Source organism: Citrobacter sp. wls826 (assembly GCF_005281245.1).
GTDB lineage: Bacteria > Pseudomonadota > Gammaproteobacteria > Enterobacterales > Enterobacteriaceae > Citrobacter > Citrobacter braakii.
In genome coordinates, this window is the sequence record NZ_SZWS01000016.1 from 33,104 (window position 1) to 48,804 (window position 15,701).

General features: G+C 53.1%; 15 protein-coding genes. 9 read left to right on the forward strand and 6 right to left on the reverse strand.

Annotated features, from left to right (window positions below):
- Positions 1-592, forward strand: a 592-nt coding sequence (locus tag FDW87_RS21535) for an MFS transporter (protein WP_252362959.1), incomplete at its 5' end; no start/stop codon positions are given.
- Between the two features lie 58 nt (positions 593-650).
- On the opposite strand, the gene fepB is transcribed toward FDW87_RS21535, so the two are convergent.
- Positions 651-1,607 carry a Fe2+-enterobactin ABC transporter substrate-binding protein gene (fepB, locus tag FDW87_RS02235; RefSeq protein WP_016155944.1) on the reverse strand — a complete coding sequence of 319 codons (957 nt, stop codon included), beginning with the start codon at positions 1,605-1,607 and terminating at the stop codon, positions 651-653.
- Between the two features lie 187 nt (positions 1,608-1,794).
- Between fepB and entC the strand changes: the two genes are divergently transcribed.
- From entC to FDW87_RS02270, 7 genes are all read left to right on the forward strand, one after another.
- Complete coding sequence (entC, locus tag FDW87_RS02240; protein WP_016152197.1) at positions 1,795-2,970, forward strand: isochorismate synthase EntC; 1,176 nt, start codon at positions 1,795-1,797, stop codon at positions 2,968-2,970.
- Positions 2,971-3,003: 33 nt separating this feature from the next.
- Positions 3,004-4,614, forward strand: coding sequence for a (2,3-dihydroxybenzoyl)adenylate synthase EntE (gene entE / locus FDW87_RS02245; protein WP_016155946.1), 1,611 nt, complete (start codon positions 3,004-3,006; stop codon positions 4,612-4,614).
- Positions 4,615-4,627: 13 nt separating this feature from the next.
- A complete protein-coding gene (locus FDW87_RS02250) occupies positions 4,628-5,485 on the forward strand; it encodes an isochorismatase (RefSeq protein ID WP_016152199.1) in 858 nt (285 codons plus the stop codon).
- Complete coding sequence (entA, locus tag FDW87_RS02255; protein WP_016155947.1) at positions 5,485-6,240, forward strand: 2,3-dihydro-2,3-dihydroxybenzoate dehydrogenase EntA; 756 nt, start codon at positions 5,485-5,487, stop codon at positions 6,238-6,240. Before FDW87_RS02250 ends, entA begins: the two co-directional genes overlap by 1 nt.
- 2 nt (positions 6,241-6,242) lie before the next feature.
- Positions 6,243-6,656: a proofreading thioesterase EntH gene (entH, locus tag FDW87_RS02260; protein WP_029139447.1), complete on the forward strand. Its 414-nt coding sequence runs from the start codon at positions 6,243-6,245 to the stop codon at positions 6,654-6,656.
- Between the two features lie 185 nt (positions 6,657-6,841).
- On the forward strand, positions 6,842-8,947 hold the full coding sequence (gene cstA, locus FDW87_RS02265; protein ID WP_016152202.1) for a pyruvate/proton symporter CstA: 2,106 nt from the start codon (positions 6,842-6,844) through the stop codon (positions 8,945-8,947).
- 63 nt (positions 8,948-9,010) lie between these two features.
- Entirely contained in the window at positions 9,011-9,208 is a 198-nt protein-coding gene (locus tag FDW87_RS02270) for a YbdD/YjiX family protein (RefSeq protein ID WP_019076244.1), read from the forward strand.
- Between the two features lie 103 nt (positions 9,209-9,311).
- On the opposite strand, the gene FDW87_RS02275 is transcribed toward FDW87_RS02270, so the two are convergent.
- Complete coding sequence (locus tag FDW87_RS02275) at positions 9,312-10,400, reverse strand: oxidoreductase (RefSeq protein WP_047358075.1); 1,089 nt, start codon at positions 10,398-10,400, stop codon at positions 9,312-9,314.
- A gap of 132 nt (positions 10,401-10,532) precedes the next feature.
- Between FDW87_RS02275 and FDW87_RS02280 the strand changes: the two genes are divergently transcribed.
- Positions 10,533-11,693 (forward strand): pyridoxal phosphate-dependent aminotransferase, encoded by a 1,161-nt coding sequence (locus FDW87_RS02280; protein ID WP_103283608.1) that lies wholly within the window; start codon positions 10,533-10,535, stop codon positions 11,691-11,693.
- Here the strand turns inward: FDW87_RS02280 and FDW87_RS02285 are convergent, their stop codons facing one another.
- The 4 genes from FDW87_RS02285 to dsbG all read right to left on the reverse strand — a co-directional run bounded on the left by FDW87_RS02285 (position 11,694) and on the right by dsbG (position 15,540).
- Entirely contained in the window at positions 11,694-12,311 is a 618-nt protein-coding gene (locus tag FDW87_RS02285; protein ID WP_016155950.1) for a ParB/RepB/Spo0J family partition protein, read from the reverse strand.
- Positions 12,296-13,519, reverse strand: coding sequence for a phosphoadenosine phosphosulfate reductase (locus tag FDW87_RS02290; RefSeq protein ID WP_047415122.1), 1,224 nt, complete (start codon positions 13,517-13,519; stop codon positions 12,296-12,298). The genes FDW87_RS02285 and FDW87_RS02290 overlap by 16 nt, the downstream gene beginning before the upstream one ends.
- 149 nt (positions 13,520-13,668) lie before the next feature.
- On the reverse strand, positions 13,669-14,589 hold the full coding sequence (locus FDW87_RS02295; protein ID WP_016155952.1) for a LysR family transcriptional regulator: 921 nt from the start codon (positions 14,587-14,589) through the stop codon (positions 13,669-13,671).
- Between the two features lie 204 nt (positions 14,590-14,793).
- Entirely contained in the window at positions 14,794-15,540 is a 747-nt protein-coding gene (gene dsbG, locus FDW87_RS02300) for a thiol:disulfide interchange protein DsbG (protein WP_016155953.1), read from the reverse strand.
- Between the last annotated feature and the right edge of the window lie 161 nt (positions 15,541-15,701).

The following is a 15,701-nucleotide window of genomic DNA, read 5'->3' on the forward strand; positions in this document are numbered from 1 at the left end:
ATTTCGCTTTCTGCTTGCCAGCCCGCTGATTGGCGGCATTGCGCTGCTTGGCGGTCTGTTGACTATGGCGAGCGCCGTGCGCGTGTTGTATCCCGCGTTGGCGATTAACTGGCAAATGTCGAGTGCGCAAATAGGTCTGCTGTATGCGGCCATTCCTCTTGGCGCGGCGGTGGGCGCGTTGACCAGCGGACAACTGGCGCACAGCGTTCGTCCGGGACTGATCATGCTGGTATCGACCGTGGCTTCGTTCCTGGCTATCGGTCTGTTTGGGTTGATGCCGGTCTGGGAGCTTGGCGTTGTCTGCCTGGCGCTGTTCGGCTGGCTGAGTGCGGTCAGCTCTTTGTTGCAGTACACCCTGTTACAGACGCAGACGCCAGAAGCGATGCTCGGGCGAATTAACGGTTTGTGGACTGCGCAGAACGTTACAGGAGATGCGATCGGCGCGGCGCTGTTAGGGGGATTGGGGGCGATGATGACACCGGTTGCTTCGGCAAGCGTAAGTGGGTTTGGGCTGGTGATTGTCGGTCTGCTACTGCTGCTGTTGCTGGGAGAAGTGCGCCGATTCCGACAAATGCCTGTGAATGCCGGATAGCGTTGTCCTCTACGGTTTGTAGGCCGGATAAGGCGTTAGCCGTATCCGGCGCTGGCGATTAAAAGAGTGCCGACAGACGTTGCAGCAGCAAGGTCGCGCTGTAGTAGTCGAGACGGAAGGTTTCCGTACCCAGGGCGTAAACACGTTTATTCTGCACGGCAGGCAGATGTGCCAGCAGCGGATTAGCATAAATGGCGTCGGCATCTTTGTTGTCGCCAGCGAACAGGAACAGCGCTTCGCCGTTCAGGCCTGCCGCCAGGTTCTCACCGCCAAGCTGGATGATATCGTGGCGTTTGCCCTGACTCTGGCTGGTGTGCAATCCGGCAGGCAGCGGTGCCAGGGTGAAACCTAACTGCTCCATCAGCTTGCCCTGCGCCGACTCAGGCGTCCACAGGTTGGCGCTGTGCGCTGCAGCGGTGTACACCAGCGCGCTGACCGGTTGCGGCGGCAGGGTAATACGCTGCTTGACCGCCTGCAGTTGCTTATCAAACTCGGCAATACGCGCAGCAGCCTGTTGCTCCTGACCGGTAATTTCACCTAACTGCGTCAGCAGCGCCTGCCAGCTTTTGTCGTCGTAATTAATGATGAGCGTTGGCGCAATGGTGGACAGCTGATCGTATAGCGCGAGGGCTGAATCTCCCCCGGTGGCGCTGATCAGAATCAGATCAGGCATTTGCGCCGCCACGGCCTCAGCGCTCGGTTCGCCGATATACAGGCGGCTCAGTTTGCGCGCTTTTGCCACTTCGCTCCACTGGCGTAAAAAGCCCTGTGCATCGCCGATGCGATTGTTCGGCGTAGTAGCGCCGCTGGCGATGACCGGGGCATCAATTGCCAGCAGCGAGCCGGTGAGGGTGACGCTGGTGGAGACAATTCGCTGCGGCTTATGTTCCAGCGTATGCGTACCACGACTGTCGGTAACCTGACGCGGCCAGTCGGCGGCATAACCTGAAGAAATTCCTGAAATAGACAAACCGGCCAGTAAGAGCACGGTGCGGCAAAAAGAGGGGAGACTCACGAATCAGCATCCTGTTATCAGTATGAGTAATGCTTCTCATTTTCATTGTTAGTGGACAAGGATGCAAGCCAAAGTCGCACATTGTGCTGCCACAAGAGTTGACATACCGCCGCTTTGCTTTTAGGTTAGCGACCGAAAATATAAATGATAATCATTATTAGAGCTTTTATCATTTTTGGAGGATGATATGGAAACGTCACTGGCCGAGGAAAAAACGCAGACTATGCCGACGCTCGCTCCCGACAGTTTTTTCTTTATGTCGCCGTACCGTAGTTTTACGACGTCAGGATGCTTCGCCCGCTATGCGGAACCGGCAATTGATGGCGATTCGCCAGACAGCCCTTTCCAACAAAAAATGCATGCACTGTTTGCTGATGCCAAAGCGCAGGGTATCGCTAACCCCATCATGGTCGGGGCGATTCCTTTTGACACCCGCCAGCCGTCATCGCTGTTTATTCCCCAGTCATGGCAGACGTTCTCCCGAACGGCGAAGCAGCAATCATCTCGTTACTTTAACGCGCATCAGTCGCTGAACGTTGTTGAACGTAAATCGATCCCGGAACAGAACTTCTTTGAAGATATGGTCGCTCGCGCGGCTGCGCTGACGGCAACCCCTGAAGTCGACAAAGTGGTGTTGTCACGCCTGATCGATATCACCGCTGATGCCAATATTGACAGCGGGGCGCTGCTGGAGCGCCTGGTGGCGCAAAATCCGGCGAGCTACAACTTTCACGTTCCCCTTGAAGACGGTGGCGTATTGATTGGCGCCAGTCCGGAACTGCTGTTACGCAAAGAAGGCGATCGTTTCAGCTCATTACCGCTGGCAGGCTCGGCACGTCGTCAACCGGACGATGTGCTGGACCGTGAGGCGGGCATCCGCCTGCTGGCGTCCGAAAAGGATCGCCATGAGCACGAACTGGTGACGCAGGCCATGAAAAATGTCCTGCGCGATCGAAGCCGTGAACTGCAACTCCCTTCTTCTCCGCAACTGGTCACCACGCCTACGCTCTGGCACCTCGGCACGCCGTTTGAGGGTAAAGCCAACGCGCAAGAAAACGCCCTGACGCTCGCGTGCCTGCTGCATCCGACGCCTGCGCTGAGCGGCTTCCCGCATCAGGTTGCGCGCAAACTGATCGCCGAGCTGGAGCCGTTCGATCGCGAACTGTTCGGTGGTATTGTCGGCTGGTGTGATGCCCAAGGCAACGGCGAATGGGTGGTGACGATCCGTTGTGCGAAGCTGCTGCGTAATCAGGTACGTTTCTTTGCCGGTGCCGGGATTGTTCCGGCTTCGTCCCCGGTTGCGGAATGGCGTGAAACGGGAGCCAAACTCTCCACGATGTTGAATGTTTTTGGACTGCATTAAGAGCCTTATTGACCAGGCCTCTAAGGAGCGATAATGAGTATTCCTTTCACCCGTTGGCCGGAGGAGTTTGCCCGCCGCTATCGTGAAAAAGGTTACTGGCAGGATTTGCCGCTGACCGACATTCTGACCCGTCACGCCGACAGCGACCATACGGCGGTGATCGATGGCGAACGCCACCTGAGCTATCGCCAACTGAATCAGGCCACTGACAATCTCGCCTGCAGCCTGCGCCGTCAGGGGATCAAACCCGGCGAAACCGCGCTGGTGCAACTGGGCAACGTGGCTGAGTTGTATATCACTTTCTTTGCGCTGCTCAAGCTGGGTGTAGCCCCGGTGCTGGCATTATTCAGCCATCAGCGAAACGAACTTAACGCCTATGCCAAACAGATCGAACCTGCGCTGCTGATTGCCGATCGTCAGCATGCGTTGTTTAGCGGAGACGATTTTCTTAACGCTTTTGTGGCTGAACACAATTCAGTGCGCGTGGTGCAACTGCGCAATGACGAAGGCGAACACAATCTGCAAACGGCGATAAGCCAGCCTGCGACTGATTTTTCCGCCACGCCATCGCCTGCTGATGAGGTGGCCTATTTCCAGCTTTCAGGCGGGACTACCGGGACGCCAAAGCTGATTCCTCGTACCCATAACGATTACTACTACAGCGTGCGTCGCAGCAATGAGATTTGCCGATTCACCGGGGAAACGCGTTATTTATGCGCGATCCCGGCGGCGCATAACTACGCGATGAGTTCGCCTGGCGCGTTGGGGGTATTCCTGGCTGGCGGCACCGTCGTGCTGGCGGCTGACCCGAGCGCCACCCTGTGCTTCCCTCTGATTGAACAGCATCAGGTTAACGTCACGGCGCTAGTGCCGCCAGCGGTGAGCCTGTGGCTGCAGGCAATTGCGGAGTGGGGGAGCAATGCGCAATTGGCTTCGCTGACGCTGCTACAGGTCGGTGGGGCACGGCTTTCCGCCTCGCTTGCGGCGCGTATTCCGGCGGAGATTGGCTGCCAGCTGCAGCAGGTCTTCGGCATGGCGGAAGGGCTGGTGAACTACACCCGTCTGGACGACAGTCCTGAACGCATCATCAATACCCAGGGCCGCCCGATGTGTCCCGATGATGAAGTCTGGGTAGCAGACGCTGACGGCAACCCTTTAGCCCAGGGAGAAACCGGGCGCCTGATGACACGTGGCCCATACACCTTCCGCGGCTACTTCAAAAGTCCTGAGCACAATGCCAGCGCCTTTGACGCCAACGGTTTTTACTGCTCCGGCGATCTGATCGCCATCGATCGAGATGGCTACATCACCGTCCAGGGACGCGAGAAGGATCAGATCAACCGCGGTGGAGAGAAGATCGCTGCAGAAGAGATTGAAAACCTGCTGCTGCGCCACCCGATGGTGATCCATGCCGCGCTGGTCAGTATGGATGACGAACTGATGGGCGAGAAAAGCTGTGCCTGGTTGGTGGTAAAAGAGCCGCTGCGAGCGGTGCAGGTGCGTCGTTTTCTACGCGAACAGGGCGTAGCGGAATTTAAATTACCTGACCGCGTGGAGTGCGTTGAGTCGTTACCGCTGACTCCGGTTGGGAAAGTAGATAAAAAACAATTACGTCAGTGGCTGGCATCACGTTCACTGGCCTGAAGGAGAATAAGAGATGGCAATTCCTAAACTGCAGGCTTATGCGCTACCCACGGCGCTTGATGTTCCGGTGAACAAAGTGGACTGGGCGTTTGACCCCGAACGCGCCGCACTGCTGATCCACGACATGCAGGACTATTTTATCGGCTTTTGGGGCGATAACTGCCCGATGATGGAGCAGGTCGTCGCTAACATCGCCGCACTGCGTCAGTACTGCAAAGAGCATAACATTCCGGTGTATTACACCGCTCAGCCGAAAGAACAGAGTGATGAAGACCGCGCTCTGCTCAATGATATGTGGGGACCGGGACTGACGCGTTCGCCGGAACAGCAGAAAATCGTTGAGGCGCTGGCGCCGGATGAAGCGGATACCATTCTGGTGAAATGGCGTTACAGCGCATTTCATCGCTCCCCGCTGGAACAGATGCTTAAGGAGACCGGACGTAATCAACTGATCATTACCGGCGTGTATGCGCATATTGGCTGTATGACCACCGCAACAGACGCCTTTATGCGCGACATCAAGCCGTTTATGGTTGCCGATGCGTTGGCAGACTTTAGCCGTGACGAACATCTGATGTCGCTGAAATACGTGGCGGGACGCTCCGGGCGTGTGGTGATGACTCAGGAATTATTACCGACGCCGGTACCGGCCAGCAAAGATGCGTTACGCAGCATTATTCTGCCGCTGCTGGATGAGTCCGAAGAGCCGATGGATGACGAAAACCTGATCGACTACGGACTGGATTCCGTGCGCATGATGGCGCTGGCGGCGCGCTGGCGTAAGGTTCATGGCGATATTGACTTCGTGATGCTGGCGAAAAACCCGACCATTGACGCCTGGTGGACGCTGCTCTCTCGCGAGGTGAAGTAATGTCTGGATTTGACTTCGCAGGGAAAACCGTCTGGGTAACCGGCGCGGGAAAAGGGATTGGCTACACCACGGCGCTGGCGTTTGTGAAAGCGGGTGCTGAGGTGACAGGATTCGATCGTGAATTTTCTCAGAATAACTACCCGTTTGCCACCGAAGTGCTGGATGTGGCGAATGCTGAACAGGTGGCTGAGGTGTGTCAGCGCGTCCTGCAAACGCGCGAGCGGTTGGATGTGTTGGTCAATGCGGCGGGTATTTTGCGTATGGGGGCCACCGATGCGCTGAGTATTGAGGAGTGGCAGCAGACGTTTGCGGTTAACGTTGGTGGGGCGTTCAATCTGTTTCAACAGACGATGGCGCAGTTTCGTCGCCAGCAGGGCGGGGCAATCGTGACCGTCGCGTCGGATGCGGCGCACACGCCGCGTATCGGTATGAGCGCATACGGTGCGTCAAAAGCCGCGCTGAAAAACCTGGCACTGACCGTCGGACTTGAACTGGCAGGCAGCGGTGTGCGTTGCAATGTGGTTTCGCCAGGCTCGACCGATACCGACATGCAGCGTACGTTGTGGGTCAGCGATGACGCGGAGCAACAGCGCATTCGTGGGTTTGGCGAGCAGTTTAAGCTCGGCATTCCACTGGGGAAAATCGCGCGTCCACAGGAAATCGCTAACACGATTTTATTCCTCGCTTCCGATCTGGCGAGCCACATTACGCTTCAGGATATCGTGGTGGACGGCGGCTCCACGCTGGGGGCATGACGATGATCTGGAAACGTCATTTAACGCTGGATGAACTGAATGCCACCAGTCAGAACACGATGGTGGCGCATTTAGGCATGGTCTATACACGACTGGGGGATGATGTGCTGGAAGCCGAAATGCCGGTGGATAGCCGGACGCATCAGCCGTTTGGTCTGCTGCACGGCGGCGCGTCGGCGGCCCTGGCGGAAACATTGGGTTCGATGGCGGGTTATCTGATGACTCGCGACGGGCAGTGTGTGGTGGGTACGGAACTGAACGCCACGCACCATCGGGCGGTTGCGCAGGGGAAAGTGCGCGGCGTTTGCCAGCCGTTGCACCTCGGGCGTCAGAGTCAAAGCTGGGAAATCGTCATCTTTGATGAGCAGGGACGACGCTGTTGCACCTGTCGTTTAGGCACTGCGGTGATGGGGTGAAGTCGCCCGACAAAGTAAAATGAAATTGCAGGGTTAACGGCTAAATGAAGTGATCCAGTTAACAATGCAATGTAAATACTCAGTGATACTTCGGGTTTACATGGTTGTCAGGTTGTTAAATTCAGAAAAGATGTTATAGAAACAAAATGTAACATCTCTCTGACCAGGACAACGGAAAACCAAGTATGAATAAATCAGGGAAGTACCTCGTCTGGACAGTGCTCTCCGTTATGGGAGCATTTGCCCTCGGCTATATCGCATTAAATCGTGGCGAACAGATCAACGCGTTGTGGATAGTCGTGGCGTCGGTCTGTGTCTACCTTATCGCTTACCGTTTCTACGGCCTGTACATCGCGAAAAATGTACTGGCGCTGGACCCGACGCGTATGACGCCAGCTGTGCGTCATAACGATGGTCTGGACTATGTTCCTACCGATAAAAAAGTGCTGTTTGGCCACCATTTCGCGGCGATTGCTGGAGCGGGTCCATTAGTTGGACCGGTGCTGGCGGCGCAAATGGGCTATCTGCCGGGTATGATCTGGCTGCTTGCCGGGGTGGTACTGGCGGGGGCGGTGCAGGACTTTATGGTGCTGTTTGTTTCTACCCGTCGCGATGGGCGTTCCCTTGGCGAACTGGTGAAAGAAGAGATGGGCCCAACGGCGGGTGTCATTGCGCTGGTGGCCTGTTTTATGATCATGGTGATTATCCTCGCGGTACTGGCGATGATCGTCGTGAAAGCGCTGACCCACAGTCCGTGGGGAACCTACACCGTCGCCTTTACTATCCCGCTGGCGATCTTCATGGGGATTTACCTGCGTTATCTGCGCCCGGGCCGCATTGGTGAAGTGTCGGTCATCGGTCTGGTATTCCTGGTGTTTGCTATTATTTCCGGCGGCTGGGTGGCTGAAAGCCCGACCTGGGCACCGTACTTTGACTTTACCGGCGTACAGTTGACCTGGATGCTGGTGGGATACGGCTTTGTCGCCGCCGTACTGCCGGTGTGGCTGCTGCTGGCGCCGCGTGATTATCTCTCTACCTTCCTGAAAATCGGTACCATTGTTGGTCTGGCGGTAGGGATTCTGATCATGCGTCCGACGCTGACCATGCCTGCGCTGACCAAGTTTGTTGACGGTACAGGCCCGGTCTGGAGCGGTAACCTGTTCCCGTTCCTGTTTATTACCATCGCCTGCGGTGCGGTCTCTGGTTTCCACGCGCTGATTGCCTCCGGCACCACGCCGAAGATGCTGGCGAATGAAGGTCAGGCCTGTTTTATTGGCTACGGCGGGATGCTGATGGAATCCTTTGTCGCCATTATGGCGCTGGTGGCGGCCTGCGTTATCGACCCGGGCGTCTACTTTGCGATGAACAGCCCGATGGCTGTACTGGCACCTGCCGGAACCACCGATGTGGTTGCGTCAGCGGCACAGGTTGTGAGCAGTTGGGGCTTTGTTATCACGCCTGATACGCTGCATCAGATTGCGAACGATGTCGGCGAACAATCCATTATCTCCCGCGCAGGCGGTGCGCCGACGCTGGCGGTGGGCATGGCGTATATTCTGCATGGTGCACTGGGCGGAATGATGGATGTGGCGTTCTGGTATCACTTCGCCATTCTGTTTGAAGCCCTGTTTATTCTGACGGCGGTAGACGCCGGTACGCGTGCCGCACGCTTTATGCTGCAGGATCTGCTGGGCGTGGTGTCACCGGGTCTGAAACGTACCGATTCGCTGCCTGCGAACCTGCTGGCAACGGCGCTGTGTGTGCTGGCCTGGGGTTACTTCTTGCACCAGGGCGTGGTGGATCCATTGGGTGGTATTAATACCCTGTGGCCACTGTTTGGTATCGCCAACCAGATGCTAGCCGGTATGGCGTTGATGCTTTGCGCGGTGGTGCTGTTCAAGATGAAACGTCAACGCTACGCGTGGGTGGCGCTGGTGCCAACGGCCTGGCTGCTGATTTGTACCCTGACCGCCGGCTGGCAGAAAGCGTTTAGCCCGGATGCGAAAATTGGCTTCCTCGCCATCGCTAACAAGTTCCAGGCGATGATCGACAGCGGAAATATTCCGGCGCAGTACACTCAGTCGCAGCTGACGCAGTTGGTGTTTAACAACCGCCTGGATGCGGGTCTCACTATCTTCTTTATGGTAGTCGTTGTGGTGCTGGGTCTGTTCTCCATCAAAACTGCACTGGCAGCACTGAAAGAGGACAAACCTACGTCGAAAGAAACGCCATACGAACCGATGCCTGAGAATGTCGAAGAGATCGTGGCGCAGGCGAAAGGCGCGCACTAATATTCTCTTAACCAACGAGCCCTCTCCTGAATGGGGAGGGCGTTTGTTCGACAGGGAACCACTATGTTTGAAACGCTCTCTAAAGCCGGGAAGTATTTAGGTCAAACCGCCCGATTAATGATAGGTGTGCCGGATTACGACAACTATGTTGAGCATATGCGCGTCACGCATCCGGACCTGACGCCAATGACCTACGAAGAATTTTTCCGCGAACGCCAGGATGCGCGCTACGGGGGGAAAGGCGGCGCACGCTGCTGTTAATGCTCTTCATCATTCAAGCTGCAGGCGTGTTCACCCTGGTCACTTACTCTAGTAAGCACCAGGGGGGCGCTGCGTTGCCGCCATCAGGCATCCCACACCATAATCACACCGTAAACGATTCTACTTTTTCGAACGCTGCGCGCAGCGTCTGTGGCGTTAACGTTACCGGCAGCGCATGAATGGACTCCACCGGGCGCAGGGTGTGCGCAATCACGTTGTCGATTTCGGCGCGGTTGTTGATGTCCACGTCCAGTTGAGCCAACCGGGTTGGCAGGTTGAAGCGCTGATAGGCGGTAATTAACTGCGCCAGCACATCATCTTGTCCCAGCAGCGCGCTTTGCACCAGTATGCCGTACGCCACTTTGGTGCCATGTAAAAACTTCTCCGTTTGCGGGAGCACGGTCAGGCCATTATGTACCGAATGCGCCGCCGCCACGCGGGTGTAGCGTTCACCCAGACCGCCGACCATGCCGCCTCCGGCAATAATTGCATCCACTACATCGCAAAATGTGCGGCTTAACGTGCCTTGTTGCTTATCGACCAGCGCCTGCTCGCTGCTTTCCAACAGGACGTCGCGGATCGTCTGCGCAGCATGGATACCCAGACGTACGGTCAGAGGCAGGTTTTCCGGCTCAGGTGCGAGCACGACTGCCTCGTACCATTTCGCCAGCGTGTCGCCGATCCCCGCCAGTAAGTATTCTTCAGGCGCATTGAGAACGATCTCTGGCTCGACCAGCACGAGGAAATTGGCGTCAGCGAAAATTTCGAAATGCAGCGCCTGGCCTGCATCGTTGTACCAGACGGAGAGCGGTGTCCATGCGGCGCAGGTCGCTGCGATAGTAGGAATACCGACAAAAGGCAGACCCAGACGACGAGCCAGCGCTTTGGCCGTGTCGAGCAATGTCCCGCCGCCCACACCAATCACCACGCTGCGATTGTCTCCTGACTCTTTTGCCAGTTGAGTAACATCGGTTTCGCTGCAATGTCCCGTAAACAGCAGGTGCCTTGCATCGGCAAGATGAAATGCCTCAGGCAGATAAGGGCGGGCCGCGTCGATGGCGCGTTCACCGTAAACCCATACGGCGCGTGAGAGTTGCTCTGCGGTGAAAAAATCGTTGAGTCTTGACAGGCTGCCGGGATGGGAAAAATAGTTGGCCGGGCCGGTGACGACGCGAATCTCGGTATTACTCATGTTGTGTTGTCCTTTTGGCTGTCCTGTCAATGCAGGTTATTTTTATATAGACGTCTGAACGTCTTGATTGCCAAATACTAGCATCGTGCTATAGTGGCTTCAACCACAACATCACACGCTGGGATAACAATAATGAGTAATAACCCGCTGATTCCGCAAAGCAAACTGCCTAATCTTGGCACCACTATCTTCACGCAAATGAGCGCGCTGGCGCAGCAGCATCAGGCCATTAACCTCTCGCAGGGATTTCCTGATTTTGACGGCCCACTTTTTTTGCAGGAACGCCTGGCGTATCACGTCGCGCATGGCGCAAACCAGTATGCGCCGATGACGGGCGTACAGCCGTTGCGCGAAGCCATTGCGGATAAAACCGCGCAGTTGTACGGCTATAAACCTGATGCGAATAGTGAAGTGACCGTGACGGCGGGGGCCACAGAAGCGCTGTTCGCCGCAATTACGGCGCTGGTGCGTCCTGGCGATGAGGTGATTTGTTTTGACCCGAGCTACGACAGCTATGCGCCCGCGGTCGAATTATCCGGCGGCGTAGTTAAACGTATCGCGCTGCAACCGCCGTCTTTTCGCGTCGACTGGCAGGAATTTAGCGCTGTACTCAGCGAACGTACCCGACTGGTGATCCTTAACACGCCGCACAACCCTTCCGCCACCGTATGGCATCACGCCGATTTTGATGCTCTGTGGCAGGCAATTAAAGAACGCGAGATCTTTGTCATCAGCGACGAAGTTTATGAGCACATTTGCTTCGCCGGACAGGGACATGCCAGCGTGCTGGCGCATTCACACCTGCGCGAACGCGCCGTTGCCGTTTCATCGTTTGGGAAGACCTACCATATGACCGGCTGGAAAGTCGGCTACTGTGTTGCGCCAGCCGCCATTAGCGCTGAATTACGCAAGGTACACCAGTATCTGACGTTCTCAGTGAATACGCCGGCTCAGTTGGCGCTGGCGGATATGCTGCGGGAGGATCCAACACACTATCGTGAGTTGCCAGCCTTTTATCAGAAAAAACGCGATGTGTTGGTGAACGCGCTGCGTGACAGCCGACTGGAAATTTTGCCGTGTGAAGGCACCTATTTTCTGCTGGTCGATTACAGTGCCGTCTCCACGCTTAACGACGTTGAGTTTTGCCAGTGGCTGACCAAAGAAGTGGGCGTTGCCGCGATCCCGTTGTCGGTTTTCTGCGCCGATCCTTTCCCGCATAAGCTGATTCGCCTATGTTTTGCCAAGCAAGAATCGACGCTGCTGGCGGCAGCCGAACGTCTGGTCGCGCTGTAGTTATTTTACTGTCCAGGCTTTGGAGAAGCGACGGTCGGCAAATAACTCTTGCAGACCGTTAATTTGTTTCAGACGTAAAACCTCATCGTCGTCCATACCTAACTCTTTACTGATTTTCTCTTCGCTCCATCCCAGGAGCGATAATTCACGAACGATTTCCGACATGGCATGAATTTTATGCCGCCCACGGGCACGGTTATGACGAATTGTCGCTGCCATGCGTTCATGGCGTTCACGCTGTAAACAGGTGACCGGCAGGTAGCCATGCAGGCGTGATTTCAGCGACGGTTTGCTTTTACCTAGCTCATGACGGTGGAAACCATCGACAATTTCGTATTCTTCCGCCGTGGAGTGAACTACCACGATGGGCTGCGTGAATCCGTCTGCTTCGAGGGATTTCTGCAGCAGTTTTTTCTCCGGAGGCGCAACGTTATTGGGGTTATAGTCATTGGGTGAGATATGCTCATTTTTAATCCATAGTACACAATCTACTGGCTCTTCGCGAAAAGGGCTGACGCTGTGGATAGCCATTCTGAATTGGTTGATTGCTTCAATTCGTTCTTCTTCTGACAGCCCAGAAAGAAAACCAGTGAGTTCTTGAGTTAGTCGGTGTTGCATAAGATTCCCCATTGCTGGCGTTTTATTTTCATGCGTTCATTATAACGTTGGTAGTTTTTGGGTTTTGTGGGGCTGAATGACAGCGCCCGGCACCAGTAGTCGTTATTCAGCAGGACTTTACAGATACGCCGCCACGACGGAATATCCGCTGAGCCAATATCTTTTTCCTGAGTTTCCGGGATATTGTCCATGCCCTTTTTCTTATACCACTGCAAATAGATGGCGATTTTATTGCGATAATGCTCAGCGGTCTTTTCCGGCATGCTATTGAGTAGCAGCATGGCGTATTCCTGCCAGTTTAAATGTTCGGGTTTTAATATTTTGCGGTGCCCGTAAAAATGGTTGTCCTGACCGGCATAAATTCCGCCACTTTTTACACCGCTGACACGGGCACACATGGCTGCCCAGCGCTCGGGTTCAATGACGTGATATAGCCATAATCCCTGACGCTGTTCCGGGCCAAAGGGCTCACAAATACGCATGTAACGTGTTGGGACACCGGCCTGATACATGAGATTGTATAAGGGATTGCACGACATTCTGGTTTTTGCGAACCAGGTCCAGATATCGGCAGTTTTCCAGTCATAAATCGGGTAAATATACCAGGTATGCCCGCCGGGGGCGCTGGTGGTCCAGGGTTTATCATCGGCAAAGCGCTGCTTTTGCGAATTGGCAATGGCGACAAAACGATTATATGACTCATCGGCGCGGATCCCGACCATCATGCCGGCTGGACGTTTCTCTGAATACCAGTCAGCGAACTCGCGAACAAATTGTTCAAAGGTCATGCCGGGTTGATAGAAGGAGAAATACTCTGGATCGGTTATGGCATCCGTGGGAGGCTGGCGAACCCACGGAGTACCTGGTTCCCAACACTGCCATTCTGGCTGAAATTGAGAGAGGGAATTCTGGGTGGTGAGCGGTAAAGCCACCCAATAAAAGCGCTCGATGACATCAGAATAACGTGCACGAAGCGCCTCAACATAATCAATAGTGCAGGAAAACTGGGCTTCCCAGTCGATAAATAGTACATCAATTTTTTTATGCAGTTGGCGTGCAAGCATAGCTGTCAGATGTAACATCAGTCCTGAATCTTTCCCGCCGGAGAAAGAGACACAAACCCGAGGCAGAGTTTCCAGCGCCCAGGTTATGCGCTCCAGAGCGGCGTCCAGCACGTTTTGAGCAAGCGGGATTTTATAAATAGACATATTAAGCTCATATCAGAATTATTATTCAAAACAATAACAAATGCTGACAATAAGATATGCTAATTTTTTTCAGGTGCAACGTTTTAATACATTCATGGTTGTTTTGAATTGCCTTTATTCATAAAAATATAAAATGAATAGCTAAAGCTCTATTTGTTAGTCCTCTGGTCATTTTTATCATTTATTTTATTAATTAAATTAACGAAGCCAGTATTGTTGAGTGATGCTCTGTTATACATCAAAAATAAATTTATTTTTGGTAAGGGGATATCGATACAGATCTCTTTTAAATTAAATGAGCCGGTATATTGTTCGTAAACATCCCTTGGTAGCAGACCTATGATATCTGTGTTTGAAATAATATTAATGATCGTTATTAATGAGTCGCTGCGGAAACCAATATCTCGATTAGCCAGCAAGGCGCTGGTTTTTTGCCAGTATTCTTTAACGCCAGGGTCTTCAGAGATAAGTTGCGTGAACTGTTCTTTTAATATTGTTTCAAGCGTGCTTTCTCCATTAATTCTTGGATGGTTTTTGTTGCAAACTAATATTGTTTCAGCAGTTTTAAATGGTGAGCATATTATCGAGCGATTACTCACTGGGGCGGTAGCAATGACTAAATCTGCTTTTCTGTAAGCCAACAGATTTTCCGTACTTTCAGCAGTGATGAGTATGTTATGGTGCTCAATTTCGACATGTGAGTCTTCTCTGAGAAAATGAATAACTTCCTCGATGTTGATAATGGTTGGCAGTTGTGGACAGTAAATAATGAATTTTTTCTTCAGACTGGAGTTATTCATGATGTTTATTGTCTGCTCCAGACTGTTGAGGTTTTTCTCAAGATGATGATGGAGGTTAATCCCCATAATCGTTGGCGTTAGGCCTTTTCCGGAGCGGATAAACAGTGGGTCATTAAATTGTGTGCGTAGCCGTTGCAGTGACTGGCTAACGGCAGAGGGGGTAATATACAAAGTTTCAGCAGCTTTAGTGATACTCAAATGTTGATAAATACACTCAAAGATAACCAACAGATTGAGATCGAACTTTTTGAGGTCATAGAGGTTAGCCATGCATACCTTCCTGTGATGGTCATGTTTTGAAAGATTTAATTTTGAAATATTTTAAGTTGTGATTATTCTTGTGATTTATGTTTGTGTGCTTAATGAATTATTAATTTAAACTAAAATAGCACATATTGCATAATTTTGACCAAAAAAGTTAATTTAAATGAGTGATTGACATGAAAATGATAACAACCACTCATTTTGTTACTTTTATTTATTACCCATGATAATGTTTAATTTCTCCTTATCCGGCAAGCCGACTTCCTGTTGTAACGTATCGTCTTTACTCATGTAATAGATAGCCGGCGTGACGTTGGCGCCTAAATCATCCATCAACTTTTGATTGATATTCAATACCTTCATCTGCTCCGGTGAAATGGAGGTCGGGATTTCTAGCTTCATATTCCCACCAGATGCCTCATAGTCATGCCAGGTCTTGGCCGGATCTTTTGCGGCCAGAATCGCAGCGGCGGTAGCCGGGCTTTCGGGTTTAATTACGCCAACCAGTATTGTGCGCAACTGAACTTTACCTGAGTCTACCCACGGGCGAGCCTTTTGCCAGAACTGTTTGCAATAGGGACAGAAGGGATCGGCAAACACATAGACAATGACTGGAGCCTCTTTTTTCCCGTCCAGAATCCAGGATGTTTTTTCCATTCGCTGCCACATTTCGCGTCCGGCAGGGGCGTAGATCTCTTTTTCTATCAGCGTATTACTGAGGTTTTCACCTTTTTCGTTATACATATAACCGGAAATGGCGTGTTTGCCGTCAGGCGTAACATAGATAGTAACGCCCATATCCTGGTATTTTCCCAGGTAGCCCTTCATTCCACCCGGCGCGTCGAAGGGTTTGAGAATAGTAATGCCCTGTTTCTCAATAGCTTTAACGGGGGCAGGAAGTTCTTCGGCGTGCACCACGGCAGGAAGCAGGGTTAAGAGTAAGGTACGTTTAAACATTGATTTTCCTTATAAAATCAGAAGGAAAGGGGGCTAAGTTGCAAAACCTATCGCAGCCATAGGTAAGATCGACCGTCTGTCGATTGCCCTTTCTTGAGTGGGGTGATGTAATCCCAATCGCTGTTACGACCTTTGTTAAGGTAATGTAGAGCGCAACACAT